This is a genomic window from Cellulomonas sp. NTE-D12 (assembly GCF_027923705.1).
Classification (GTDB): Bacteria; Actinomycetota; Actinomycetes; order Actinomycetales; family Cellulomonadaceae; genus Cellulomonas.
Genome location: NZ_AP026442.1, coordinates 3157058 through 3183289, shown reverse-complemented (window position 1 = coordinate 3183289; position 26232 = coordinate 3157058). Strand labels below are relative to the sequence as shown.

Here is a 26232-nt window from a genome sequence, read left to right as displayed (position 1 = left end):
TTGGCCGGTGACCCTCCGGCTCTTCGACTCCGCGACCCGCGCGGTGCGTGACTTCGTCCCCCTCGTCGAAGGCCGGGTCGGCATCTACCTGTGCGGCGCCACCGTGCAGGCGCCGCCGCACGTGGGCCACGTGCGCTCGTCGATCGCCTTCGACGTGCTGGTGCGCTGGCTGCGGCGCAGCGGCTACCAGGTGACGATGATCCGCAACGTCACGGACATCGACGACAAGATCCTCGCCAAGGCGGCGGACGCCGGCGTGCCGTGGTGGGCGTGGGCGATGGCCAACGAGCGGGCGTTCACCGCCGCCTACGACGCGCTCGGCGTGCTGCCGCCGGACTACGAGCCCCGCGCCACGGGGCACGTGCCCGCGATGGTCGAGCTGATGACCCGCCTGGTCGACACCGGGCACGCGTACAGCGCCGGCCCCGGCGACGTGTACTTCGACGTGCGCTCGTACCCGGCCTACGGCGCGCTGACCAACCAGCGCCTGGACGACATCGTCGAGACCTCCGACGAGCCGGCCGACGGCGCCGACAAGCACGACCCGCACGACTTCGCGCTGTGGAAGTCGCCGAAGCCGGGTGAGCCGGACACCGCCGCCTGGGACACCCCGTTCGGCCGCGGCCGCCCCGGCTGGCACCTGGAGTGCTCCGCGATGGCCCGCCGGTACCTGGGCGACTCGTTCGACATCCACGGCGGCGGCCTGGACCTGCGGTTCCCGCACCACGAGAACGAGCTCGCGCAGTCGCGGGCCGCCGGGTACGGGTTCGCGCGGTACTGGCTGCACAACGGCTGGGTGACGCAGGGCGGCGCGAAGATGAGCAAGTCGCTCGGCAACGGGCTGCTGGTCTCGGCGGTGCTGGCTCAGACGCCCGCGGCGGTGGTGCGGTACGCGCTGACCGCCGTGCAGTACCGCTCGATGCTCGAGTGGACGGACGGCACCCTGGCGGAGGCCGCCGCGACGTGGGACCGCCTCTCCGGCTTCGTCGCGCGGGCTGCCGAGAAGGTGGGGGTGGCGGACGCCGCCGCCGTCGCCTCGGCCGAGCTCCCCGCGGACTTCGTCGCGGCGATGGACGACGACCTCAACGTGCCGGCCGCGCTCGCGGTGGTGCACGAGGTGCTGCGCGCCGGCAACTCGGCCCTCGCCCGCGGCGACGACGAGGCGGTGCAGGCCGCGATGGTCGGGCTGCGGGGGATGCTCGACGTCCTCGGGCTGGACCCGGCCGGCGAGCAGTGGGGCTCGGTCCGCTCGGACGACCGCGAGGCGCGGGCGCTGGACGCCCTGGTCGGCGCGGAGCTGGCGGCACGGGCCCAGGCGCGGGCCGCCAAGGACTTCGCGACGTCGGACGCCATCAGGGATCGCCTCGGTGCCGCCGGCATCGTGGTGGAGGACTCGAAGGACGGTGCGCGGTGGACGCTCGCCGCGCGGGACGAGGAGAGCTGATGGCCGGGAACTCGCAGCGACGCGGTGCGACGCGCAAGGCAGGGTCGAAGAAGGCCCCCGGCGTCGGCACGGGAGGGCACGGCCGCAAGGCGCTCGAGGGCAAGGGGCCGACGCCCAAGGCGGAGGACCGGCCGTACCACGCCGCCCACAAGCGGAAGGTGGCGCAGGAGCGGGGTGGCTCCGTCGCACGCCCGGCGGCCACCGGGCGGCCCGGCGCAGGACGACCCGGTACAGGGCGGCCCGGCGCGGCCGGTCGGGGCCGTCAGACCCCGGGCAAGGAGGTGGTCGGCGGCCGCAACTCGGTGCTCGAGGCGCTGCGCGCCGGGGTGCCCGCCTCGGCGGTCTACCTTGCCGCCAAGCTCGAGGCCGACGACCGCACCCGCGAGATCATCGCGATCGCGGCCGACGCCCGCATGCCGATCCTCGAGGTCAGCCGCCTCGAGCTGGACCGGATGACCGACGGCGGCGTGCACCAGGGCGTGGCGCTGCAGGTGCCGGCCTACGTGTACGGCGACCCGGACGACCTGCTGGACACCGCCGAGCGGTCCGGCAAGCCCGCGCTGATCGTGGCGCTCGACGGCGTCACCGACCCGCGCAACCTCGGCGCGGTGCTGCGCAGCGCCGGTGCGTTCGGCGCGCACGGCGTGCTGGTGCCGTCGCGTCGCTCCGCCGGTGTGACCGCGGCGGCCTGGAAGGTGTCCGCCGGTGCCGCCGCGCGGGTGCCGGTGGCGCGGGCGACCAACCTGGCGCGCACCCTGGCGGAGTACCGGCAGGCGGGCGTGTTCGTCGTCGGCCTGGACGGGCACGGCGACGTGTCGGTGGGTGACCTGCCGTTCTCCGGCGACCCGCTGGTGCTGGTGGTCGGCTCGGAGGGCAAGGGGCTGTCCCGGCTGGTGCGCGAGCAGTGCGATGCGGTGGCGGCGATCCCGATCGCGTCGGCCGTCGAGTCGCTGAATGCCGGGGTGGCCGCCGGGATCGCGCTGTACGAGGTGGCGAAGGCCCGCTCGGTCGGCTGACGTCCTGCCGTCACCGGCTGGTGCCGTGACGACCCGAACGTCGGGCGTGCCGGCAGACGGGCGTCAGTCGTGGGCGACCGCGTCCTCCGCCGCTGCGCCCTCCACGCTGGGGATGGCGCCGGTCTCGTCGCGGATGTCACCCGGCAGCCCACCGAGGATCGCCTGCTCGTCGGGGCGCAGCGGCAGGATCGTCGACAGGTACGACGCGACCGTCTGGTCCATCGGCACGTCCCGGTGCTGCTGCTCGGACAGGAACCAGCGGTGGTCCAGCAGCTCGTGGAACACCTGCGCCGGCTCCAGCTTGCCGCGCAGCTCACGGGGTACCGCCCGGACGGCCGGCTCGAACACCTCGGTGAGCCAGTCATGGGCGACGAACGCCTCGTCCTCGCGCTGCCGGTCCGTTGCGGCCCGGTACTCGTCGAGGTCGTTCAGCAGCCGCCGGGCCTGGTTCTCCTGCACGTCGAGGCCGGTCAGGCGCATCAGACGGCGGGAGTGGTGACCGGCGTCGACCACCTTGGGCTGGATGCGGACCGTGGTGCCGTCCACGTCGGTGGTGATGTCGATCTCGTCGACGTCGAAGCCCAGGTCGTTGAGCCGGTCGATGCGGGCCTGCACCCGCCAGCGGTCGCCGAACCCGAACGACTCCACCTCGGTCAGCGCGCGCCACAGCTCCTCGTAGCGGACCGCCAGCGCGTCGCCGATCGCCACGGCGTCGGTGTCGTCCTCCAGGAACTCACCGGCCTGCAGGTCCATCAGCTCGCCGATGATGTTGACCCGCGCGATCTCCAGGTCGTACGACCGCTGCCCGTCGGTCAGCTTCTCGTGCAGGTCGCCCGTCTCCGCGTCCACCAGGTAGGCCGCGAACGTCTCCGCGTCGCGCCGGAACAGGGTGTTCGACAGCGAGACGTCGCCCCAGTAGAAGCCTGCCAGGTGCAGGCGCACCAGCAGCACCGCCAGCGCGTCGATCAGGCGGGTGGCCGTGTCCGGTCGCAGCGACTGGCTGAACAGGGCGCGGTAGGGCAGCGCGAACTGCAGGTGCTCGGTGATCAGGGCGGCCTCGAGCGGCTCCCCGTCCGGGGCGTGCCGACCGGTGATCACGCCCAGGGGGACCACGCTCGGCACGTCGAGCCGGCGCAGCTGGCGCAGCAGCTCGTACTCCCGGAAGGCGACGGACTCGCCGATCTCCTTGACCGCGATCACCCGTCCGGACAGGCGGGCGAACCGCACGATGTGCCGGGAGATGCCGCGTGGCAGGGCGGCGAGGGCCGACGTCGGCCAGTCCTCCAGGGCGATGTGCCACGGCAGGTCGAGCAGCGCCGGGTCTGCCGAGGCGGCGGTGATCTGCAGGCTCTGCGCCATCGTGGTCCTCTCGGCGGGCTGGGCGGGCGCGGCGGGCTGGGCGGGCCGGGCGCGCGTTGGTGCGGGTCGGCGGACGAGTGCCGGGAAGGCTCCGAGACGACGTGAGGGGCGGGACCGGGTGCCGGTCCCGCCCCTCACGGGCGTCACGTGGAGCGGATCAGAAGCGCTCGCCCGTACCGGCGTGGAACAGGTGCAGGTCGTTGGGACGCACCTTGACGGCGATCTTCTCACCCTTGGCCGGGACACCACGCGGGTCGATGCGCACGATCACCTGCGCGTCGCCGGCACCGGAGTGGATGGTCTCGGCGTTGCCGAAGTCGTCCGTCAGCGAGCCGTACACGAACGCGTCGGAGCCGAGCTCCTCGACGATGTTCACGGACACCGGGATGGAGTCCGGGGTACCGGCCGGCACCACGTCGAGGTCCTCCGGGCGGAAGCCGACCGTGATGTGGCCCTTGTCGTCGTCCGACAGCGCCGCGATCGCCTCGCGAGGCAGCGTCACGCGGGTGGAGCCGAGCGTTGCGGCGCCGTTGAGCACCGGGAACGTGCCGATGTTCATCGCCGGGGAGCCGATGAAGCCGGCGACGAAGACGTTGGCCGGGCGGTCGTACATCTCGCGCGGGGTGCCGACCTGCTGGAGCAGGCCGTCCTTGAGCACGGCGATCCGGTCGCCCATCGTCAGGGCCTCGGTCTGGTCGTGCGTGACGTACACCGTGGTGACGCCGAGGCGGCGCTGCAGGCCGGCGATCTGCGTACGCGTCTGCACGCGCAGCTTGGCGTCGAGGTTCGACAGCGGCTCGTCCATGAGGAACACCTGCGGCTGGCGGACGATGGCGCGGCCCATGGCGACGCGCTGACGCTGGCCACCGGACAGGGCCTTCGGCTTGCGGTCGAGGTACTGCGTCAGGTCGAGGATCTTGGCCGCCTCCTCCACCCGCGTACGGATCTCCGCCTTGGGGGTGCCGGCGATCTTCAGGGCGAAGCCCATGTTGTCCGCGACCGTCATGTGCGGGTACAGCGCGTAGTTCTGGAACACCATCGCGATGTCCCGGTCCTTGGGCTGCACGTCGGTGACGTTGCGGTCGCCGATGAAGATGTTGCCCGAGTTGACGTCCTCGAGGCCGGCGAGCATGCGCAGGGAGGTCGACTTGCCGCAGCCGGAGGGGCCGACGAGGACGAGGAACTCGCCGTCCTCGATGTGCAGGTCGAGCGAGTCCACCGCGGGACGCTCGGTGCCCGGGTAGATCCGGGTCGCGTGGTCGAAAGTGACCGTAGCCATGACTGTGCCAATCCCTTCACCGGCAGGTACGTGCCGGACGATCCGAGTGAAGAGCTGCCCCGGACCACAGCGGACCGGGGAGGTGTCGTCGTCGACACCGTCGACGACGACGGGTACGCGGACCGAGAGGTCCGCGCGCAGTCATCATGCCACAGGGGTCGACGGCGGGACTGGGCCCCTCGGTCCTCGGGTGGCCGGGGCAAGCCGGTCGGGCGTCTACCGGCCGCGGGTCGGCCGTGGTCAGCCGGCCGTGGTCAGCCGGCCTCGGTCAGCCGGCGGGGGTGGCCACCGGCGTCGGGGTGGACGTCTGGGGCGGGGTGGCGGTCGGCGTCGGCGTGGCCGTGGCGGCCGACGCCGAGGCGGCGAGCGAGCTGTACACGGAGGCGACGAAGGTGGAGAACGCCGTGGTGTCGTCGACCGAGCCGGTGTACGGCCGGCCCGCGACGTCGACCGTCACGCCCGCGACCCCCGAGCGGTCCGTGGCCTGCTGCGCCCAGCCGACGTAGCGGCGGCTGGTGATGCACGCGCTCACGGTGCCGGACGTGACGCCGGCGTTGTTGACGAGCGTGACGAGCTGGGCCTGGGTCAGACCGGCGGAGCCGAAGGTGTGCTGGGCGGTGAACAGGGCGTCGTTGACCGCCAGGGCCGAGCTCGGCTGGTAGCTGGCGACGCAGGCGAAGGCGTTCGCGGCGCGCAGCGCGTAGTCCTGGGCGGTCGTCTCGGTGTTGGTGGTGGCGGTCGGCGTGGGCGTGGCCGACGGGGTGGCGGAGGACGACGTCGTGGGGCTGGGCGTGGCGGACGGGGTGGGCGACGCCGTCGCCGCCGGGGTGCTGGGGGTGGGCGCCGGGGTGGGTGTGTACGCCGTCCGACCGGACGAGAGCGCCACGGGCTTGATCTCCAGGGTGGCGGCTCCGGACGTGACCCACTGCTCGATGGTGCTGCCGTTGGCGGCCCAGAACGCCGCCGACCGCGGGTCGCCGTAGTCGAGGCTGACCACCAGGTCGAGCGCGCCCGAGCCGGTGCTGACCGGGTGCGGGGTCGGGGTGCCGCCCGCGGGGATCGGCGCGCTCGTCGCCGGGGACAGGGTGCTGCCGTTGCCGGTGATCAGCAGGCCGTCGCTCATCATGTTGCGCGGACCGACCTGCAGGGCGCGGGCGTGCGCCTGCACCGCCACGGCGACGCCGGCCGCCACCACGACGACGGAGGTCACCGCGCCGACGCGCAGGCCGATGCGGCGTCGTCGGGCACGGGCGGCCCGGCGCTCCCGCTCCAGGCGAGCCAGCTCGCGGTCCTCCGCACGCCGCTGCTTGCGGCTGACCTTCTGCTTGGCGGACCGGTTGTAGCTCACGGCGCGGGCACCCCTTCGTTTGCGGCTGCTTCGTTGCGGCTGCCGGACCCGCACCCACGCGACCGGGACGTCGCGGCGGCCGTGGCCGGGCATGACGTTCGCAGCCTGGCACCGCGGGCTGGCCGTGCGCCTGAAGTCCGCTGAGAGGTTGCTGTGTCCGGTGCCGGGTGCTGCGCCGGGGCGTGGCCCGAGGTCAGGCCGAGACGGCCTCGACGCACAGGGCGGTCGCGGTGGACAGGGCCGCCGGCACCGCGTCGAGGTAGGCGTGCGCGACGGCGAACGGGTCGATGCCGGTGGCGATGACGGCCTGCGGGTCGTCGGCCTCGTACGCGACCACCGCCGCGAGCACGGCTCCGTACCGGCCGGCGCCGTTCAGCAGCGCGTCGGCGACCTGGGCCGAGACGCCGGTGCGCCGCACCATGGTCGCCAGGGACAGGTTCTGCTGGGCGCTGACCGCCGACAGCAGGCCGACGGTGTAGCCGGTCTCGTCGGTGAGGGTGCGGCAGGCCAGCGCACGGGTCAGCACGGCCCACAACGGCCCGACGGCCGTGGGGCGGGCGTCGATCAGCGAGGCCATCGCCAGGGCGGCCAGCCGGCGTGCACCCATCAGCACCACCGCGGTGCGGACGGAGTCGACGGTGCGGGCGAGGGCGAACGCCGAGGAGTTGACCATGTGCAGCACGCGCACGGACATCTCCGGGTCGCTGGCGACCATGTTCGCCACCGCGGTGAAGTTGATCTCGTCCTCGACGGACAGCAGCCGCACCAGCTCGAGGCACTGGAGCTCGCCGGCGGAGCCCTCGCGGGTCTGCGCCTCCTCGCGGCGCACCAGCATCGGGCCCTGCAGCAGGTCGGCGCCCGCCTCCTTGGCCGCCTGCAGGTCGCGTGCGGTGCCCACACGCTCGGCGATCACCTGGCCGCCGAGGGCGTGCGCCCGCTCGACCAGCGCACGCAGCCGCTCGGGCTCCGCGGTCGCGTCCACCTTCGCCCAGCCCGCGAGGGGCAGCAGCGCGTCCTGGCCCGGGGTGGCGGCGTAGTCGCCCAGCACCGTGCGGACGTCCCGGGTGCGCAGGGTGACGACGTGCGTGGCGGCATCCGGGTCGGCGGCCATCCGTGCCGTGAGCTCGAGCCAGGTGCCCTGGGCAGCCGTCGGCAGCGGGAGGGCGCCGGACAGGATGCGGGCGGTCGCCCGGAGGATCACCGGGGCGTCGCCGGCGAGCTCGGTCAGGTCCAGCTGGGCGTAGTGCGCCTCGACCAGGTCCTCGGCGACGGGGTCGGTCGCGACGGCCGACGTGGCGGCACGCAGCGCATACGCGCGCACGTTGCGGTCGAGGTCCACGACTGGCTGTCGGTAGACGGCGACCGGGGACGACGGCGACGAGTGGGGCATGCCCGGTCCATCGGCCGGAGCGGCCTCGTCGTGAGGGTTCGGCGTCAGCCCAGCGGGGCGCGCAGCGGCAGGTCCTCGTCGAGGACCGTCTGCACGGCACGCCCGTTGTGCGGGTTGACCACGAGCGGGGCGAGCAGGTTGGCCGTCGGGTGCTCACCGTCCGCCTCGCCCGGGTGCACCACGCTCAGCAGCACCGGGTCCGGTGCAGGACCGGCGGCCGGGCGCCCGCGCACGCCGTCCAGCGCGTCCGTGGGGATGGACGGCGCGTAGTCGGGGAAGAACAGGCCCGGGCTCACGACGAACAGCCGGACCCGCGGCGCCGCCGCGTCGGGCGCGCTGCGCAGCGCGAACAGCAGGCCCTCGTCGTCCAGCGCGTCCAGGGCGTACTCCGTGCGGCCCGGCAGGCCCGGGAGCGGGTCGGCGAACCGCAGCACGGCGGGCACCTGACGGGGACCGGTCGCGGTGGACACCGTCACCGTCTGGGCGGCGGGGGCGGGGGTCACTTGAGGAAGTCCATCAGCGTCGGCTGCAGCACGCGACCGGTGGCACCGAGAGCGCCCTGGTAGGCGACCTCCTGCGACTTCAGCTGCATGATCACCGCGGCCAGGTCGATGTCCTGCAGGCCGGAGGTCTGCGTCTTCACCGTCTGGCTCGCGCTGGTCAGGTCTGCCGTCGAGGCGTCGAGCACGCGCTGGCGGCTGCCGACCGAGGCGGCCTCGTTGGTGACGGCGTTCAGGTGCTTGTCCAGGTCGGCCAGCTGCGCCGTGGGGTCGCCGCCGGCGTTCAGGGTCGCGGCGATGCTGTCGAGCGTCGCGAACACCGAGCCGCTGCCGTTGCCGAACACGGCGGCACCGTCGGAGTCGACGCGGACCTGGGTGTCCGTGCCCACCTGCCGCTGCACGGACGATCCGGCGACGCCGTTGAACGTGTAGGTCGGGTTGCCGCTCGCGTCGGTGCCGACGGTGTACGCCGCCCCCGTGTTCGACGTGCCGGCGAACACCGTGCGGCCGAGGAAGGTCGTGTTGGCCTGCTTGAGCAGGTCGTCGCGGATGCCGGCGATCTCGGTGGCCAGTGCCTGCCGCGACGTCGCGCCGTAGGCGCCGTTGCCGCCCTGGACCGTCAGGTCGCGGGCACGCTGCAGCGCGGTGGTGGTGGACGAGAGGGCGGTGTCGATGGTGGTGAGCCACGACGTGCCGTCGGAGGCGTTGCGACCGAACTGGTCCAGCTGGCGCGAGGAGGCGTTCAGCCGCATCACGTCCGAGGTGGCCGACGGGTCGTCCGACGGCAGCGACAGCTTGGTGCCGCTGGACATCTGCGCCTGCAGAGCGGCCATCCGGCTGAGGTTGGACTGCAGGTTGCGCAGGCTCGGGGCCTGCACCGTCTGCTGCGTCACACGGCCGAGCATGCTCATCTCCCCACGGTTCCGGTGCGGTTGATCAGGGTGTCCAGCATCTCGTCCATCGCGGTGATCACGCGGGCGGCGCCCTGGTAGGCCCGCTGGAAGGCGAGCATCGAGACGGTCTCCTCGTCGGTGTCCACGCTGGCGCCGGACTGCTGCGCCGTCTCCGCCGAGGCGCGGGCCTGCTCGGCCACGCCGCTGCGGGACGAGGCCGACGCCGACATGCTGCCGACCTGCGCCACGGCGGCGGCCCACACGGCACCAGGGCCGGTGGAGCTGTCGGCGAGCGCGGCGATCTTCTGCCCGACGGAGCCGTCGAGCGGCCCGCTGCCGGGTGCCGCGACGGCGATCTGGTCGGGGGTGCTCAGTGCGACGGAGATGCCGGCGGCCGCCGATCCGCCGCTGATGGCGAAGAAGTCGGTGCCGCCGGGGGTGGCGGAGCCGGCCGTGGCCTGGGCGACCGTCTGACCCTGCTGGTGCAGGGCGTTGACGCCGTCGGCCAGCGCCTGCGCCACCGTGTCGAGGCTCGCGGCGGCCTCGGTCAGCATGCCGCCGGTGCCGGAGGCGTCCGGCGGGGCCAGCACGGTCAGCAGTCCGGCCACCCGGCCGCCGGACAGGGCCGCGTCCTGCGTCGGGGCGTCGGCCCACACGACCCGGACGGCGGCCGCGACCACCGGCGGGACGGCCGAGGGGTCACCCGTCGCACCGGAGAAGGCTGCCGGGCCGCTGACGGCGAGCTGCCGCACGTGGTCCCCGGACACCAGCATGTTGCCGCCGACCATCACGTCGAGCTGGCCGTCGGCCCGCTGCCGCGCCGTGGCGCCGACCAGGCCGGACAGCTGCGTGACCAGCTGGTCGCGCTGGTCGGCCAGCTCGTTGGCGCTGCCGCCGGAGTTGGTGATGTCGAGGATCCGCTTGTTCAGGTCCGCGACGTTCGACGCGAGCGTGTTGGTCTGGTCCACCAGGGTGCCCGTGGTGCTGCGTGCCTGCTGCCACTGCGTCTGCAGGTCCCCGTACCGGGCGTGCAGCGTCTCGGTCACCTGCCGGGCGTCGTCCAGCAGCACGGTGCGGGCGGCGGCGTCGTCGGGGGAGTTCGCGACGTCGTGCCAGCCGGCCCAGAACGTCGAGAGCTGGGAGGACAGGCCCGTCTTCGAGGGTTCGCCGAGGCTCGTCTCGAGCGTGGTGTACGCGTCGGCGCGGGCCGCCAGGAAGGAGGCGGTGCCGGTGTGCGAGCGCAGCTGGGTGTCGAGGAACTGGTCGGACAGCCGGGAGATCCCGGTGACCTGCGTGCCCATGCCGACGCCGTCGGAGGTGGCGAACATCGACGGCACCTGGGCACCCGGCACCGAGGCGAGGTCGACGCGCTGGCGGGTGTAGCCGGGGGTGTTGGCGTTGGCGATGTTCTGGCCCGCCACGGTGAGCGCCTGCCGCTGGGCGATCAGGGAGCTCAGGGCGGTGCCGAGGCCCGAGAAGGTGCTGGCCATCCCCGCCTCAGATCGACCGGTCGAGGACGCGGGAGCCGTGCTCGGCGAGCACGGCCGCCTGGCCGGACCCGTCGTACGTCTGCACCGAGTCCTGCAGGGACATCAGGGTCTCCTGCGTGGCGCGGTGCGACATGGCCAGCAGCTCGCGGTTGTCGTCCGCCAGCCGGCTGATCTCGCCGGTGAGGGACAGGAACGCCTCGTGGTGGGCGCGCAGCAGCTCGTCCCAGGGCTCCGGGGCGGCGTCGGCGAGGGCGCGCAGACCGGCGTCCGGGCTCAGCCCGAGCTCGCGGGCGGCGGAGTCGGCGGCCACCGCGCGCGCGATCTCGGCGGAGCGGATCTCGTCCAGCACCGCCTCCACCTCGCGGGTGGCGTTGGCGAGCCAGCGGGTGCGGCCGCTGCTCAGCACCAGCTGCTCCTCCTCGAGCTTGAACAGGAGCAGGTCCAGCAGGTGACGTTCCTGCCAGAGGACGTCGGACAGCTGGGTCAACGACATCTCCTCTGCCCTCCTCTCGTGCACGGTCCGGTGGTCGGCGGGTGAAGCCGCGGTGAACTCTGCCGTACGTATCGGCCGGTACCGCCGGGATCTGACCCGAACGGCCCAATCCGACCCTGACCTGCATACCGAGCGGTAGCCCCAGACCGATGGTGACCAGCATGTGAGACAGGTGTGCAACGTCGTAGGAATCGGCGGTGTGACGTCGGTCACACGCACCCGGGGAAGCGGAGCGATCTGACGGAGAACGTCCGAATTTCCGCCGGACCATACGTCCGGATTTGTTGCACGCCCGACGCAATGACCCCTTCGGGCGTTCCTCGCCGCTGCAGCGAAACCGTTCAAGTCCCCCCGTGGGAACGACGACCTTTCTCCCATGAACGCGCACGACGAGCTGGTGGTGAACAACCTCGCGTTGGTCGGCTACCACGTCACCGAGCTGCTGCACCGTGTCCCGCCGTCGGTGACGCGCGACGAGCTGGCCTCCGCAGGTTCGCTCGCCCTGGTCCTCGCCGCGCGCAGCTTCGACCCCGAAGCCGGTGTGCCGTTCGCTCGTTACGCCTCGCTGCGCATCAAGGGCGCCCTGCTCGACGAGCTGCGCTCGATGGACTGGGCCAGCCGCTCCGCCCGCCGCCGGGTGCGTGAGCTGTCCGACGTGACCGAGCGCCTGCGCGCCACGCTGGGCCGCGAGCCCAGCCGGGACGAGCTCGCCTCCGCCCTCGGCACCGACGCCGCCGGCGTGGACGTCGCCCGGCACGACGCCGAGCGGCGCGTGCTGTCCATCGACGCGTCGGAGACACCGATCGCCGACTCGATCGCCGACGACGACGCGACGCCCGAGGAGCAGGTGCTGGCCGCCGAGCAGCGGCACTGGCTGCGCGCCGCCGTCGAGGTGCTGCCGGAGCGGCTGCGCGCCGTGGTCAGCGGCCTGTACCTGGAGGACCGGTCGATCGCCGAGCTCGCCGACGAGCTCGGCGTGACCCAGTCCCGGATCAGCCAGCTGCGCACCGAGGCGCTGGGGCTGCTGCGCGACGGCATGAACGCGTCGATGAACCCGGGGCTGGTGCGCGGTGGCGAGCGTCCGGGCGGCGTCGCCGAGCGGCGCCGGCAGGCGTACTTCGCCGCCGTCGCGGCGCGTGCGTCGATGCCGGCCAGCGTGTACGGCGCCAGCGTTCCCTCGCCGCGGACCGGCAGCGTGATGCCGACGGCCTTCGCCAGCCGGGCGCTCGGCGCCTGACGCCTGCGCGGAGGCGATCTGCGCACCGCGACGAAAAGTCCGCGCAGAACTTCTCAGACCAGCGCCCCCGGTGGCGATGAACGGGGTGTGCCCACGGATGGGCCGCTCGACCCGAACTCAGGAGGAAGAGAACGATGGGTCTCTCGATCAACCAGAACATCGCGGCAGTCAACGCGTACCACAACCTCTCCAACACCCAGAACGACCTCTCCAAGTCGCTGGAGAAGCTGTCGTCGGGCTTCCGCATCAACCGTGCGGCCGACGACGCGGCCGGCCTGGCCATCTCCGAGGGCCTGCGCTCGCAGATCGGTGGCCTGAAGGTCGCCGTCCGCAACGCCCAGGACGGCACCTCGGTCGTCCAGACCGCTGAAGGTGCGCTGAACGAGTCCACCTCGATCCTGCAGCGCATGCGCGACCTGTCCGTGCAGGCCTCCAACACCGGTGGTCTGTCGGCCGACGCCAAGGGCAACATCCAGTCCGAGATGAGCCAGCTCAAGTCCGAGCTGACCCGCATCTCCGACACCACGCAGTTCAACGGCACCAAGCTGCTGGACGGCTCGTACAACGGCAAGTTCCAGGTGGGTGCGAACGTCGGCGAGACGATCTCGGTCGCCGTCAGCACCTCCATGGGTGCCGCGGGCCTGGGCGTGGACGGCGTCGACGTCACCACCACCAACGTCGGCAACACGGTGGCGCAGACCACGGCCTCGGCCGCGGGCACCGCCGGTGTCGTCACGGTCGCCGGTGCGAAGGACTTCACGCTCTCCGAGAGCTTCGACGGTCTCAACGGCACCATCTCGGTGGGGGGCAAGTCCCTCGACCTCTCGACGGTGCAGTTCGCCTCGGGTTCCACCGCGACGGCCCGCAACGCCGCCGTGCAGAAGGCGGCCGACGCCACCTTCGGCACCGGCTACCTCACGGTGGCCAACACCGCGACTGGCCTGACCTTCACCCAGGCGGCGGCTCCGACGGCGGCGAACCTGGCCACCAACACCCTGACGGGCAGCCAGGCGTCGGGTGCGGACCTCGCGATCACCGCGATCGACACCGCCATCCGCACGGTCTCCACGGTCCGCGCCAACCTCGGTGCCGTGCAGAACCGCTTCGACCACACGGTGAAGAACCTCAACGTGGCGGTCGAGAACCTGTCCGCGTCGGAGTCCCGCATCCGTGACACCGACATGGCGTCGGAGATGGTCTCGTTCACCCGGGCCCAGATCCTGTCCCAGGCCGGCACCTCGATGCTCGCCCAGGCGAACCAGCTGCCGCAGAGCGTGCTCAAGCTCCTCGGCTGAGCTACCCCGGTGACCGGCTGACGGTCACCAGACGCGAGCGCCCCTGCGGCGCCCGCACCCGGCACCGGCGGCGACGGGCTCCTTCCCGCGCCGCCGGTGCCGTCTGAACCACTCTCGACGGCAGCAAGGGCGGATCTCGTGGCGACCAGCAGCATGGGCATCGACGGCCTGGTCAGCGGTCTGAACACGACCGACCTGATCAACCAGCTGATGTCCGTCGAGTCGGGTCCGCAGACCCTGCTCAAGACGAAGCAGTCCGACACCCAGACGCTCATCGCCGCGCTGCAGTCGTTGAACACGAAGGTGGCCTCGCTCGGCACCGCCGCGACGGCCGCCTCGACCGCCACGTCCTGGGCCGCGCTGACCGCGACCTCGTCGGCCACCTCCGTCACGGCGACGGCCTCGACCAGTGCCTCGCCGACCCAGGTGAGCTTCACCGTCGACAAGCTGGCGCAGCGGCAGGTGTCGCTGACCGACGTCTTCACCGATGTCCCGTCCTTCACCGGCAGCGGCAACTCCCTGACCCTGACCTCCGCCGCCGGGTCCACGCAGATCGACACCACCGGCATCACCAGCGTCACCGGCCTGGCGAGCGCGATCACCAACTCGAACGCCGGCGTCTCCCCTGTCGCCGTGCAGGTGACCGGCGGCTACCGCCTGCAGCTCTCGGCCAAGCAGACCGGCGCCGCCAACGCCTTCCAGCTGTACCAGGGCAGCCCCGCCGACGTGACCGCCGGGACGGCGACGTCGAAGTCGCTCACCTCGCTGACCACCGCGCAGGACGCCCAGCTGACCCTGTGGCCGGGGACGTCGGCCGCGCAGACGTTCACCTCGACCACCAACACGTTCAGCAACGTGCTGACCGGGGTGTCGATCACCACCAGCGCCGTCGAGACCAACCCGGTGACGCTGACCCTCGGCCGGGACACCGCCGCGCTGAGCACGCTCGGCTCCAACCTGGTCAGCCAGCTGAACCTGGTGCTGGGGGAGATCTCCAGCCGGACCAGCTCGACGACCACCACCGACCCGACCACGGGTGGCACCGTGGTGACGCCCGGGGTCCTCGGCATGGACTCGTCCGTCAGCACGCTGCAGCAGCAGCTGACCGCGGCCGCGTCGTACCCGGTCAACGGCGTCTCCCCGTCGACCGTCGGCATCTCGATCCAGCGCGACGGCACCTTCGCGTTCGACCAGGCGGCCTACAGCGCGGCGCTCGCCGCCGACCCGCAGAAGGTGCAGGACGTCGTCTCCGGTCTGGCCGCCCGCGTCGCCGCGGTCACCACGTCGACCTCGGACCCGACCAGCGGCAGCCTGACCGCCGAGATCACCGCCCAGCAGGGCGTGGTCAAGGACCTCGGCGACCAGATCAGCCAGTGGGACGTCACCCTGCAGCTGCGCCGGGAGAGCCTGCAGACGACGTACTCGAACCTCGAGGTGACGCTCTCCAACCTCAAGTCGCAGTCGAGCTGGCTGGCCAGCCAGCTCGGGTCGCTCAGCGGCTCGTCCAGCTCGTCGTCGAACTGACCCCACCGGAGGACTTCTGATGTCCGACCTGCGCGCCCGCTACCTGGCGGACTCCGTCGCCACGGCCTCGCCGGCCCGGCTGCTGACACTGCTGTACGACCGGCTGCTGCTGGACCTGCACCGCGCCACGTCCGCGCTGGAGACCGGTGACCGCGGCGGTGCCGGCACCCACCTGGCGCACGCTCAGGACATCGTGTGCGAGCTGATCGCCACGCTGGACGTCTCGGCGTGGGAGGGCGGCAACCGCCTGATGTCGCTGTACGGCTGGGTGCTCAACGAGCTGCTGACCGCCGGCACCACCGGCGACGCCGCCCGCGTCGAGGCCTGCCGCGGCGTGGTCGCCCCGCTGGCCGAGGCCTGGCACGAGGCGGCCGACGCGCTCGCCGGGGCCGACCGCCCCACGGCCGAGCCCGTCGCGGCCACCGGGCTGCTCGGCGTCGCATGACCACCGGGTGGTCGGACGCCTGGGAGCAGGCGCTCGACGCACTGGAGCTGGACGTCGCCGCCGCGGAGCTGCTGCTCGCCGCGGCGCACGGCACCGGGGGAGGCATGGCGCCGGCGGTGCGCACGTGGCGGCCGCCGGTGGACCTGGGCCCGCTGCCGGCCAGCCTGGAGGAGCGGGCGCGCACGCTGCGCGACCGTCAGCTCGAGGTGGCGAAGGCCGTCTCGGAGGCGGTCGTGCGGTCGCGGCGGCAGCTGGCCGCCACCCGCGCCGTGCTCGGCACCGTCGCCGAGCGGCGGCCGGTGTACGTCGACATCGACGGCTGACGGCGCGCCCTAGGGCCCGAACCGCCGAACCGGACGTATCGCACCTGATCAGACGGCTTCTGCAGAACTCCTCAGCACCTCATCAGCCCTGCCGATCGACAGGGCTGAGCACGGATCGCTCGACCCTCTGGCCACGGATCGGCCTCTCGTACTCGTCGATGAGGTGTGCACGGCCATGGGTCTGTTCGACTCGGTGAGCTATGTCGCGCTGCACAGTGCGTTGGACGGGCTCGCGCTGCGTCAGCGTGCGATCGCGGACAACGTCGCCAACATCAACACCCCGGGGTACACGGCCCGACGGGTGTCGTTCGAGCAGGCGCTCAGCGCCGCCGTCTCCCAGGGCTCCGGTGCGGTCACCGCCACCGAGTCGCGGTCGCTCGAGCCGACCCGCACCGACGGCAACAACGTCAACCTCGACACCGAGACCGTGCTGAACATCGACACCAACCTGCGCTTCCAGCTCGCGTCGCAGGCCGTGTCCAGCCAGCTGTCCGACGTGCGCGCCGCGATGCGGACCGCCTGATGACCATCTTCGGCGCCCTCGGCATCGCCGGCTCCGGCCTGACGGTGCACCGCAAGTGGCTCGACGCGGTCAGCGACAACCTGGCCAACGTCAACGACGCGACCAGCACCTCCCAGTCGGCGTTCCAGGCCCGGTACGTGGTGGCCCAGGAGATGGGTGGCGAGGGTGGCGTCGCCGTCGCCGGGGCCGTGCTCTCCGGCGACACCACCGGCCGGGTGGTCTACGAGCCCGGCAACCCGCTGGCCGACGCCCAGGGCAACGTGCGGTACCCGGAGATCGACACCGCCAGCCAGATGACCCAGCTGATCATCGCCCAGCGCGGCTACCAGGCGAACGCCGCCGTGATCGAACGCGCGACCGAGGCCTACCAGGCCGCTCTCCAGATCGGGAAGTGACCATGAGCGTCTCCGCGATCGGCGCAGTCGGCGCCGCGAGCCCTGCCCTGACCGCCCTCGCGTCGGTCGCCCCGACCACCGCCACGACGGCCGCCGGTTCGACCGCGGGAACCGCCGCCACGTCCGGAGCGGGCTTCGCGAACGTGCTGTCCGGCGTCGACCGGCTGCAGCAGCTGCAGTCCACCGCGCAGGACCTCTCGGTCAAGGCCGTCACCGGTGACCTCACCGACGTGCACGACTACACGATCGCCGCCTCCGAGGCGAACCTGGCGATGGAGCTGACCGCGGCGGTCCGCAACAAGGCGGTCGACGCGTTCAACGAGATCATGCGGATGCAGGCCTGATGCCCGCGCCGCTGCAGTCCGTCATCGCCCGCCTCCAGGCGGCGGTGCGGCAGTTCTCCCTCGCCCAGCGCACCTTCGCGGTGCTGGCCGTGGCCGCCCTGGTGCTCGGTGGCGTGGCGCTGTCCAGCTACCTGACCAAGCCGACCATGGGCCCGCTGTTCAGCGGCCTGTCCGGGGCGGACGCCAGCGCGATCGTCGACCAGCTCGGCTCCAAGGGCGTCAAGTACCAGCTGGCCGACGGCGGCTCCACGATCCTGGTGCCGCAGGACAAGCTGTACGCCGAGCGCATCGCGATGGCGGCGGCCGGCCTGCCGGCCAACAAGAGCGGTGCCGGGTACTCCCTGCTCGACTCGATGCCGGTCACCGCGTCGGAGTTCCAGCAGAAGACCACCTACCAGCGCGCGCTCGAGGGCGAGCTCGCCAAGACGGTCGGCGCGATCGACGGCGTCGACCAGGCCACCGTGCAGCTGGCGATCCCGGACGACTCCGTCTTCGTCGAGAAGAAGAAGGACCCGACCGCCTCGGTGTTCGTCCGCACCCGCACGGGCGCGACGCTGAGCAACGACCAGGTGCAGGCGATCGTCCATCTGGTGTCCGCCGGCATCCAGGGCATGACGCCCACCGACGTCGCGGTGATCGACGCGTCCGGCAAGGTGCTGTCCGCCGTCGGCACCGGGACCACCAGCGGCCCGATGTCGTCCGGCGCCACCACCGACTACGAGGCCCGCGTGCAGCAGGCCGTGCAGCGCATCCTCGACCCGCTGGTCGGCGCCGGGAACTCCGCCGTGACGGTCACCGCGCAGCTGGGCACGTCGTCCAGCCAGACCACCACCGAGACCTTCTCCGCCACGCCGACCACACCACCGCTGGCCTCGTCCACCAAGACGGAGCAGTACAGCGGCGCCGGCGGTGCCGGTGCGGCCGGTGTGCTCGGTCCCGACAACATCGCCGTGCCGTCCGGGTCCAGCACCGCGGGCACCGGCACCGGCAGCTACACCTCCACCAGCACGGACGTGACCAACTCGGTGAACAAGAGCACCCAGGTGGTCACCACCCCGCCGGGCGGCGTGCAGCGGCAGTCGGTGTCCGTCGCCGTCGACGCCAAGGCGGGCGGCGGGCTGGACATGACCGCTCTGACCCAGGCGATCTCGGCCGCCGCCGGCATCGACCCCACCCGCGGCGACACCATCTCGGTGCAGCGGATGGCCTTCGACACCACGTCGGCGCAGAACGCCGCGACGGCCCTGGCCAAGGCGGACGCGGCGACGGCGGCCGAGAAGAAGCAGTCGATGATCAAGCAGGCCGCGATCGCCGGGGCCGTGCTGCTGCTGGTGATCTTCCTGGTGGTGCTGGGCATGCGCCGGTCCCGCCGGGCCCGTCGCGAGGCGCTCGACCTCGGGTCGCTCACCGCGGTGGACGAGGGCTTCGACCTGCCGGACGGCATCGACGGCGCCGGCCTGCACCCGGTGCTGCCCCCGGGGCCGTCGCCGCTGCTGCCGGACCCGCGCGCCGTGCGCCGTGAAGAGGTCGAGGCGATGGCGGACGCGCAGCCCGCCGAGGTCGCCGAGCTGCTGCGCGGCTGGCTGGCCGCACCGTCCTCCGGGCGGCGGCGATGAGCCTCGGGCTGACCGGGCCGCAGAAGGCCGCGACGCTGCTGCTCCAGCTGGGCAAGGACCGTGCCGCCCGGGTGCTGTCCCAGCTCAGCGAGCAGGAGATCGAGGAGCTGACCGCCGAGATCCTGCACCTGGAGCGGATCGACCCCGAGGTCGCCGGCGAGGTGCTCGACGAGTTCTGGGAGGCGACCAACACCGGACCGTCGTTCGGCGGCGGCATGGGGCTGGCGCAGCGGCTGCTCGAGGCGTCGCTCGGCACCGAGCGGGCCGCCGGGATGATGGAGCGGCTGCAGACGACGCTGGCGGGTCAGCCGTTCGAGTTCCTGCAGCAGGCCGACGCCCGGCAGGTGGTGTCGCTGCTGTCCGGTGAGCACCCGCAGACCGTCGCCCTGGTGCTGGCGCACCTGCGTCCCGAGCACGCGTCGGCGATCCTGGCCGGCCTGCCCGGCGCCGAGCAGGCGGACGTCGCGCACCGGATCGCGCTGATGGAGCGGGCCTCTCCTGACGTGGTGGCCGTGGTGGCCGAGAGCCTGCAGCGCAAGGCGTCCGCCGTGCTGGCGCCGCGGGAGCTCGCGGCCGTCGGCGGCGTGCAGCCGCTGGTCGAGATCATCAACCGGGCCGACCCCGGCACCGAGAAGGCGATCCTCGAGGGGCTCGCGGCGCGCGACGAGGCGCTGGCGGAGGAGGTCCGCAGCCGGATGTTCGTGTTCACGGACATCGTGCTGCTCGAGGACCGCGCGATGCAGCTGGTGCTGCGCGGCGTCGAGGTCCCCGCGCTGGCGCTGGCGCTGAAGGGCTCCGGCCCGGAGGTGCGCGACACCGTGCTGCGCAACCTGTCCGAGCGGGCGCGCGAGAACCTGCTCGAGGAGATCGAGCTGCTCGGTCCGGTCCGCATGTCGCAGGTGGAGGACGCCCGCGCGGGCATCGTGCAGGTGATCCGCCGACTCGAGGAGAGCGGGCAGATCACCATCCGCCGCGACGCCGAGGACGAGTACGTTGCCTGACCGCGACGTGGTCACCGTCGCCTTCCCCGCGCTGGACGCGCCGGGGACCACCGGGGTGCCCACGCAGCGGTCCGGCGACGGTGCGCACGCGGCCGGCTTCGCGGCGGGGTTCGCCGCGGCGGCACGGGCTGCCGCCCGGGCCGCCGCGCGGACCCAGGCGGTGGCCGACCAGCGCCGGCTCGCCGACGAGCACCGGCGCACCGCCGAGCACGCGGCGGCGCTCGCGGCGCTGGCTGCGGCGACCCGGGGAGCGCAGTCCCGGACTGCTCCCGTGCTGGCCGAGGCCGAGGCGACCCTGCTGCGCTGCGCGCTGGAGCTGGCCGAGGCGGTGCTGGGCGTCGAGCTGTCCGACGGGGCCACCGGCGCCGTGGCGGCGCTGGCCCGGGTCGCGGCCGCCGACGTCGAGCCCGTGGTGGTGCGGCTGAACCCGGACGACGTGCGCGCCCTCGGCTCCGACCCCGAGCTGCCGGACGGTGCCCGGCTGGTGGCCGACCCCTCGCTGGCGCGCGGCGACGCTGTGGCCGACCTGCCGGACGGCTGGCTGGACGCGCGGATCGGCACGGCGCTGGACCGGGCGCGGGCGGCGCTGGCGTCCGGGGGTGCGGCATGAGCCTGCTGGAGACCGTGCGGCCGGACGCCGCCGTCGTGCCCACCTGGGGGCGCGTGCTGACCGCCGCCCGGCCCGAGCGGGTGGGCACCGTGCGGTCCGTCGTCGGCCTGTCCGTCGAGGTGTCCGGGCTGGATGCGCCGGTGGGCGGGCTGCTGCGCATCGGCGACGGTGCCGACGCGATCCCCGCGGAGGTGGTCGCCACGGCCGCCGGCGCCGTGCGGTGCCTGCCGCTGGGCCCCGCCGACGGGCTGCGTGCCGGGCTGCCGGCGCGGTCGACGGGCGGCACGCTGTGCGCGCCGGTCGGGCGCGGGCTGCTGGGTCGCGTGCTCGACGGGCTCGGCCGGCCGATCGACGGACGCGGACCGCTGCAGGCCGACGGCTGGCTGCCGGTGGAGCACGCCGCGCCCCACCCGCTGGAGCGGGCCCGCGTGGACACCCCGCTCGACCTGGGCGTCCGGGTGCTCGACACGCTGGTGAGCGTCGGCCGCGGGCAGCGGCTGGGGCTGTTCGCCGGGTCCGGCGTCGGCAAGTCGAGCCTGCTGTCCATGATCGCCCGGGGCACCGAGGCGGAGGTCTCGGTGATCGCCCTGGTGGGGGAGCGCGGCCGTGAGGTGCGCGAGTTCCTCGAGGACGACCTGGGCCCCGAGGGGCTGGCGCGGTCCGTGGTGGTGGTGGCGACGTCCGACGAGCCGCCGCTGGTGCGGCTGCGGTCGGCGTTCCTGGCGACCCGCATCGCCGAGCAGCTGCGCGACGAGGGCCGGCACGTGGTGCTGATGATGGACTCCCTCACCCGCGTCGCGATGGCTCAGCGCGAGGTGGGGCTGTCCGTCGGCGAGCCCCCGGCGACCCGCGGCTACCCGCCCAGCACCTTTGCCATGCTCGCCCGGCTGCTGGAGCGCGCCGGCACCGGCCCCCGGGGCTCGGTCACCGGCCTGTACACGGTGCTGGTGGACGGCGACGACCACAACGAGCCGGTGGCGGACGCCGCCCGGTCGATCCTCGACGGGCACGTGGTGCTGGAGCGCCGCCTGGCGGTGGCCGGTCACTTCCCGTCGGTCGATGCGCTCGCATCGATCAGCCGGTTGGCCAACCGCGTGACGTCCCGTGAGCAGCGGGCCGCGGCTCAGCGGCTGCGCAGCGTGCTGGCGGCTCGGTCCCAGGCGCAGGACCTGATCGACGTGGGTGCCTACGTGCCGGGCTCCAACCGGCAGGTGGACACCGCGCTGGCCCACGCCGACGCGATCGAGGCGTTCCTGTGCCAGGACATGGCGGAGCGTGCACCGGCGGAGCAGTCGTGGCAGCGGCTGTCCGCCCTGGTCGGCGCGATGGACGGGGGCGCGGCGTGAGCGTGTTCGGGCTGGGCGGGCTGCTGCGCGTGCGCACGTTCCGCGAGGAGACGGCCGCCGCAGAGCTGGGTCAGGCCGAGCGGCGCCGGCGCGAGCGGCGGGCCGCGGCCGACGACACCCTGCAGCGGCTGGCCGCGACCGGCGAGCCCGTGGACCAGGTCCTGTTCCACGCCACCATCGCGTCCCGGCTGGCGCTGTCCAGCCTGCTCGCCGAGCGCTCGGCCGAGGCGGCCGAGGCGGACCGCGCCGCGGACGAGCGCCGCGAGGCCTGGTCGGCCGCGCGGCGGGACCTGCGGGCCGTCGAGAGGCTGGCGGAGCACCACGAGGAGCGCGAGCGCCTGGCCGAGGGCCGGGCCGAGCAGCACGTGCTGGACGAGGCGGCGGCCCGCCGTCGCACGGACGGCGGCGTCCCCGGACGCGACGACGAGGGGACCGAGGCATGAGCACGACGACGGTCACGCCGACCGCCCCGGCGGTGCGGCCGGCCCGGTACGCGGCTGCGCAGACCAGCGGCAGCGGGTTTGACGACCTGCTGGCCGCGCACCTGGCGAGCACGGCACGCAGCGTGCCGTCGCTCGGGGCCGACCGTGCGGACCGTGCCGACCGCAGCAGCGACGCCCGGCCCGACCACAGCCCCGAGCGGGTGGCGGACCCAGGTGCCGACCGGGCGGTGGACCGCCGGGACCGGCCGGCCGGCAGGGGCACGCGTGCGGCGTCGGGGAGCGACGCGACGACGACGGGTGGACCGGGGGATGCCGCGGCAGCGGGCTCGTCGGCCGCGACCTCGTCGTCGGCCGGGTCCGCCAGCACGGCGACCTCGACCACCGCGCAGGGTGCGGCGACTCAGGGCACCGCCGTGCAGGGCACCGCCCTCCAGGGCGGCACCCCGCAGACGGCCGCCCAGCTCGCCGCGGCCGGTGCAGCGGTGACCACGACCACGGCCGCGGCCACGACGGCAGTCGCGGCGGCGGGGCAGCCGACGACGGCGGCGTCCGCCGCTGCCCCAGTACCGCCCGGATCCGCTGTCGCCGGTGCGACCGCCGTCGGGGCCGGTGCAGCGGTGACTGCGGGCGCACCGGCGGCCGGCACGCCCACCACCACCACCCTCGCGACGGGAGCCGAGGCCGCCTCCGGTCAGCCCGGCCGCGCCGGCGCGGAACCGCGGACCCTCGCCACCGGGACCACCGCCGCTGCGGTCACCGCGACGCCGAGTCCGGCGGCAGCCGGCACGAGCGGCACCCGGACCGCCGCCGACCACCGTGCACCGGACGCCCCCGCTGCGACCGCCACCGCGCCCGTCGGCGCCGCGACCCAGCCGGCGGCTGCCGTCCCCGACGCCCCCGTGCGGGTGGACGCCACCGGCGCCGCCGCCGCGCAGGCCGCCGTGCCGCTCACCGCCCCCTCCGCCCCGACCACCTCCGCGCCGACCACCTCCGCACCCGCGGCGGCCGCCACGGCCGCCGCGCAGGCGACGCCCACGACGCCGCTGCCCGTCGCGGACCAGCTCGGCGCCCGGCTGCGCTCGCTGACCGGCCTGGCCGCCGGTCACCACGTGCTGTCGGTCCCGCTGGACCCCGAGAACCTCGGCGCCGTCCGGGTGGTCGCCCACATCACCGCCCAGTCCGTCCGGGTGGAGCTCGCGGGGGCGACCGACGCGGCGAAGGACGCGCTCCGCGGTGCGCTGGCCGACCTGCGCAAGGACCTCTCCGCCGCCGGCATCACGGTCGACGCCGGGAGCTCCGGCCCCGGCCAGGGGAGCGGCCGCCAGGGGACGGGCGGCCCCGCGGCCGGCCAGTCCGGCAGCCCGTCCGGCGGCCAGCCCGACAGCCGCTCGGGCGACCAGGGCGCACCGGCCCGGCCGGCGGACGACCGCACCGGACCGTGGACCGGCACCCCGGCCACCCAGCGCGGACCGGCGCCCGGCGCCGCCGGGGTCCGACCCGGAGGCCTCGACCTCCTCGTCTGACCCCACCACCCACCGGCCCGGCCGACCCTCAGCCCACCACGGAGACCCGCATGAGCATCGACGTCTCGTACCTCACGTCCGACCGGACGGCCGCCACGGCGGGCGCCTCGGCACCGAAGGACAAGACCCAGCTGGACAGCAAGGCATTCATGCAGCTGCTGATCGCCCAGCTGAAGAACCAGGACCCCAGCTCGCCGATGGACACCTCGGCGATGATGACGCAGACCACCCAGATGTCGACGATGCAGAGCCTCACCGAGCTCACCACCACGTCGCAGAACGAGTTCGCGCTGCAGATGCGCGTCGCCGCGGCCACGCTCGTCGGCCGCCAGGTGACCTGGAACGACGCCAACGGGACCGAGCAGCACGGCCAGGTCTCCGCCGTCTCCTACACCTCCACCGTGCCCACCCTGCGGGTCGGCACCACCGACGTCGGCCTCGACGAGGTCCGCACCGTCACCCCGTCCAGCACGGCCGGCACCACAGCCGGCACCTCCGCCAGCGCCTGACCCGCTCCACCCGAAGGGACACCACCATGCTTCGCTCGCTCTTCTCCGGCATCAGCGGTCTGCGCAGCCACCAGACGATGCTCGACGTCACCGGCAACAACATCGCCAACGTCAACACCACGGGCTTCAAGAGCTCGCAGATCCAGTTCCAGGACACGCTCAGCCAGCTGGTGTCCAACGCGGGCGGCGCCCAGCCCGGCGCGGGCGTCGGCGGCACCAACCCCGCCCAGGTGGGCCTGGGCGTGCGGGTGGCCGGCATCACGACGAGCTTCTCGCAGGGGGCCTCGCAGCTGACCGGCCGCAGCACCGACATGATGATCCAGGGCGACGGGTTCTTCGCCGTCCGCAAGGGCGCCGACACGTACTACACGCGCGCCGGGTCGTTCGACTTCGACTCCACCGGTCAGATGGTGCTGCCGGGCGAGGGTGCCCTGGTGCAGGGCTGGGCCGCCACCAACGGCGTGATCGACACCAACGGGCCGCTGACGGACCTGCGGGTGCCCGCCGGCACGCTGATGGCGGCGATCGCCACCAAGAGCGCGACGTACGAGGGCAACCTGGAGCAGTCCGCGCCGGACGGCACCACGATCACCCGTGCGATCGGCGTCTACGACTCGACCGGCAACGAGACCCAGCTCAACCTGACGTTCCAGGCCAGCACCACGGCTGCGGGCGTCACCACGTGGAACCTGACCGGCAACGACGGCGCGGCCAGCACCGCCTACGGCCCGCTGACGTTCGACGGCACGGGCAAGCTGACGTCGGCCGGCACGCTGACGGTGGGCGGCATCACCGTCGACATCTCCAAGATCACCGGCTTCGCCGGCCTGGACACCGTCGCGGCCACCAAGCAGGACGGCCAGGCGGCCGGCACGCTGCAGTCGTTCTCGCTCGGCAGCGACGGCACCATCACCGGCGCCTTCAGCAACGGCCTCAAGCAGGTGATCGGCCGCATCGCGCTCGCGTCGTTCACCAACCCGGCGGGCCTGGAGAAGTCCGGCGGATCGCTGTTCCAGACGACGGTGAACTCGGGCAACCCGCAGCTCGGCGCCCCCGGCACCGGCGGTCGCGGCACGCTCGCCGGCGGCGCGCTGGAGATGTCCAACGTCGACCTGTCCAGCGAGTTCACCAACCTGATCGTCGCCCAGCGCGGCTTCCAGGCGAACTCGCGCGTCATCACCACGTCCGACGAGGTCCTGCAGGAGCTCGTCAACCTCAAGCGCTGAGCCGGCTGATGGACGGTCTCTCGCAGATCTCCCAGATCTCCGCCCGGGTGCTGCAGCTGCAGTCCCTGGTGTCCGGCCCGGTCGCCGGTGTCGCCCTGGCCTCGCGCCCGGCGGCCACGGCGGCCGGGGCGGCCAGGGGCGCGGCGTTCGACGACGTGCTGGCGCAGGAGCTGGCGAGGAGCTCGTCGTCGTCGGCCACGTCGTCGCTCTCGTCGGCCACCGCCACGACGGCGGCCGGGACGCTCGGCGCCAACCGCGTCCCGACCGATCTCGCGGCCTACGGCAACGGCCGCATCCCCGACTCGGCCCTCGCGCCGGTCGGCGACACCGGCAAGAAGATGTGGGCGCCGGCCGCCGCCGCGATGACCAAGCTGATCGCGGCCGCCAAGGCCGACGGCGTGACCGTCGGCATCACCGAGACGTACCGGCCGTACGACGAGCAGGTGCAGCTGGCCGCCAGCAAGGGCCTGTACTCGCAGGGCGGTCTCGCGGCCAAGCCCGGCACCAGCGAGCACGGCTGGGGCATCGCCGCCGACCTGCAGCTGAACGGCGCCGCCCAGGCGTGGATGCAGCGCAACGCGCCGTCGTGCGGCTTCCAGGCCGACGTGCCCGGCGAGAGCTGGCACTGGGCCTACCACCCGGCGGGCTGAAGTCCTCAGC

General features: G+C 73.7%; 27 protein-coding genes. 19 read left to right on the top strand and 8 right to left on the bottom strand.

What is annotated here, in order from left to right:
- Window positions 1-7 precede the first annotated feature (7 nt).
- Together cysS and rlmB are read left to right on the top strand one after the other, a co-directional pair.
- A complete protein-coding gene (gene cysS, locus QMF98_RS14735) occupies window positions 8-1444 on the top strand; it encodes a cysteine--tRNA ligase (RefSeq protein ID WP_337973685.1) in 1437 nt (478 codons plus the stop codon).
- Entirely contained in the window at window positions 1444-2460 is a 1017-nt protein-coding gene (gene rlmB, locus QMF98_RS14730) for a 23S rRNA (guanosine(2251)-2'-O)-methyltransferase RlmB (RefSeq protein ID WP_337973684.1), read from the top strand. The genes cysS and rlmB overlap by 1 nt, the downstream gene beginning before the upstream one ends.
- Window positions 2461-2523: 63 nt before the next feature.
- On the opposite strand, the gene QMF98_RS14725 is transcribed toward rlmB, so the two are convergent.
- From QMF98_RS14725 to flgN, 8 genes are all read right to left on the bottom strand, one after another.
- Window positions 2524-3819, bottom strand: coding sequence for a DUF4032 domain-containing protein (locus QMF98_RS14725; protein WP_337973683.1), 1296 nt, complete (start codon window positions 3817-3819; stop codon window positions 2524-2526).
- A gap of 157 nt (window positions 3820-3976) precedes the next feature.
- Window positions 3977-5098: an ABC transporter ATP-binding protein gene (locus QMF98_RS14720; RefSeq protein ID WP_337973682.1), complete on the bottom strand. Its 1122-nt coding sequence runs from the start codon at window positions 5096-5098 to the stop codon at window positions 3977-3979.
- Between the two features lie 268 nt (window positions 5099-5366).
- Window positions 5367-6446 (bottom strand): DsbA family protein, encoded by a 1080-nt coding sequence (locus QMF98_RS14715; protein WP_337973681.1) that lies wholly within the window; start codon window positions 6444-6446, stop codon window positions 5367-5369.
- Window positions 6447-6639: 193 nt separating this feature from the next.
- The gene (locus tag QMF98_RS14710; RefSeq protein WP_337973680.1) at window positions 6640-7836 is read right to left on the bottom strand and encodes an EAL and HDOD domain-containing protein; all 1197 of its coding nucleotides are present in this window, start codon (window positions 7834-7836) and stop codon (window positions 6640-6642) included.
- 44 nt (window positions 7837-7880) lie between these two features.
- Window positions 7881-8339: a flagellar assembly protein FliW gene (locus QMF98_RS14705; RefSeq protein WP_291758212.1), complete on the bottom strand. Its 459-nt coding sequence runs from the start codon at window positions 8337-8339 to the stop codon at window positions 7881-7883.
- Complete coding sequence (gene flgL / locus QMF98_RS14700; protein ID WP_337973679.1) at window positions 8336-9247, bottom strand: flagellar hook-associated protein FlgL; 912 nt, start codon at window positions 9245-9247, stop codon at window positions 8336-8338. The genes QMF98_RS14705 and flgL overlap by 4 nt, the downstream gene beginning before the upstream one ends.
- Window positions 9244-10719, bottom strand: a complete 1476-nt coding sequence (gene flgK / locus QMF98_RS14695) for a flagellar hook-associated protein FlgK (protein ID WP_337973678.1) — start codon at window positions 10717-10719, stop codon at window positions 9244-9246. The genes flgL and flgK overlap by 4 nt, the downstream gene beginning before the upstream one ends.
- Before the next feature lie 7 nt (window positions 10720-10726).
- The gene (gene flgN, locus QMF98_RS14690) at window positions 10727-11212 is read right to left on the bottom strand and encodes a flagellar export chaperone FlgN (protein WP_337973677.1); all 486 of its coding nucleotides are present in this window, start codon (window positions 11210-11212) and stop codon (window positions 10727-10729) included.
- A 376-nt stretch (window positions 11213-11588) separates the two neighbouring features.
- Between flgN and QMF98_RS14685 the strand changes: the two genes are divergently transcribed.
- The 17 genes from QMF98_RS14685 (at window position 11589) to QMF98_RS14605 (ending at window position 26222) form a co-directional block, all read left to right on the top strand.
- Entirely contained in the window at window positions 11589-12449 is an 861-nt protein-coding gene (locus QMF98_RS14685; protein WP_337973676.1) for a sigma-70 family RNA polymerase sigma factor, read from the top strand.
- Between the two features lie 134 nt (window positions 12450-12583).
- Window positions 12584-13744: a flagellin N-terminal helical domain-containing protein gene (locus QMF98_RS14680; protein ID WP_337973675.1), complete on the top strand. Its 1161-nt coding sequence runs from the start codon at window positions 12584-12586 to the stop codon at window positions 13742-13744.
- A gap of 138 nt (window positions 13745-13882) precedes the next feature.
- Window positions 13883-15268 (top strand): flagellar filament capping protein FliD, encoded by a 1386-nt coding sequence (gene fliD, locus QMF98_RS14675; protein ID WP_337973674.1) that lies wholly within the window; start codon window positions 13883-13885, stop codon window positions 15266-15268.
- A gap of 19 nt (window positions 15269-15287) precedes the next feature.
- On the top strand, window positions 15288-15713 hold the full coding sequence (gene fliS, locus QMF98_RS14670; protein WP_337973673.1) for a flagellar export chaperone FliS: 426 nt from the start codon (window positions 15288-15290) through the stop codon (window positions 15711-15713).
- Complete coding sequence (locus QMF98_RS14665) at window positions 15710-16036, top strand: hypothetical protein (RefSeq protein ID WP_337973672.1); 327 nt, start codon at window positions 15710-15712, stop codon at window positions 16034-16036. Before fliS ends, QMF98_RS14665 begins: the two co-directional genes overlap by 4 nt.
- 175 nt (window positions 16037-16211) lie before the next feature.
- A complete protein-coding gene (locus tag QMF98_RS14660; protein WP_291758201.1) occupies window positions 16212-16559 on the top strand; it encodes a flagellar basal body rod protein FlgB in 348 nt (115 codons plus the stop codon).
- The gene (locus QMF98_RS14655) at window positions 16559-16954 is read left to right on the top strand and encodes a flagellar basal body rod protein FlgC (protein ID WP_263732462.1); all 396 of its coding nucleotides are present in this window, start codon (window positions 16559-16561) and stop codon (window positions 16952-16954) included. The genes QMF98_RS14660 and QMF98_RS14655 overlap by 1 nt, the downstream gene beginning before the upstream one ends.
- Window positions 16955-16956: 2 nt before the next feature.
- Window positions 16957-17298, top strand: coding sequence for a flagellar hook-basal body complex protein FliE (gene fliE, locus QMF98_RS14650; RefSeq protein ID WP_337973671.1), 342 nt, complete (start codon window positions 16957-16959; stop codon window positions 17296-17298).
- Window positions 17298-18914 (top strand): flagellar basal-body MS-ring/collar protein FliF, encoded by a 1617-nt coding sequence (gene fliF, locus QMF98_RS14645; RefSeq protein WP_337973670.1) that lies wholly within the window; start codon window positions 17298-17300, stop codon window positions 18912-18914. The genes fliE and fliF overlap by 1 nt, the downstream gene beginning before the upstream one ends.
- Window positions 18911-19915, top strand: coding sequence for a flagellar motor switch protein FliG (gene fliG / locus QMF98_RS14640; RefSeq protein WP_337973669.1), 1005 nt, complete (start codon window positions 18911-18913; stop codon window positions 19913-19915). The genes fliF and fliG overlap by 4 nt, the downstream gene beginning before the upstream one ends.
- A complete protein-coding gene (locus QMF98_RS14635) occupies window positions 19908-20525 on the top strand; it encodes a FliH/SctL family protein (RefSeq protein WP_337973668.1) in 618 nt (205 codons plus the stop codon). Before fliG ends, QMF98_RS14635 begins: the two co-directional genes overlap by 8 nt.
- Window positions 20522-21871 (top strand): FliI/YscN family ATPase, encoded by a 1350-nt coding sequence (locus QMF98_RS14630; RefSeq protein ID WP_337973667.1) that lies wholly within the window; start codon window positions 20522-20524, stop codon window positions 21869-21871. Before QMF98_RS14635 ends, QMF98_RS14630 begins: the two co-directional genes overlap by 4 nt.
- The gene (locus tag QMF98_RS14625; protein WP_337973666.1) at window positions 21868-22314 is read left to right on the top strand and encodes a flagellar FliJ family protein; all 447 of its coding nucleotides are present in this window, start codon (window positions 21868-21870) and stop codon (window positions 22312-22314) included. The genes QMF98_RS14630 and QMF98_RS14625 overlap by 4 nt, the downstream gene beginning before the upstream one ends.
- Complete coding sequence (locus QMF98_RS14620; RefSeq protein ID WP_337973665.1) at window positions 22311-23837, top strand: flagellar hook-length control protein FliK; 1527 nt, start codon at window positions 22311-22313, stop codon at window positions 23835-23837. The genes QMF98_RS14625 and QMF98_RS14620 overlap by 4 nt, the downstream gene beginning before the upstream one ends.
- Window positions 23838-23887: 50 nt before the next feature.
- Entirely contained in the window at window positions 23888-24346 is a 459-nt protein-coding gene (locus QMF98_RS14615) for a flagellar hook assembly protein FlgD (protein ID WP_337973664.1), read from the top strand.
- A gap of 26 nt (window positions 24347-24372) precedes the next feature.
- Complete coding sequence (locus QMF98_RS14610; RefSeq protein WP_337973663.1) at window positions 24373-25572, top strand: flagellar hook protein FlgE; 1200 nt, start codon at window positions 24373-24375, stop codon at window positions 25570-25572.
- Window positions 25573-25580: 8 nt separating this feature from the next.
- Entirely contained in the window at window positions 25581-26222 is a 642-nt protein-coding gene (locus QMF98_RS14605) for a M15 family metallopeptidase (protein WP_337973662.1), read from the top strand.
- Window positions 26223-26232: the final 10 nt, after the last annotated feature.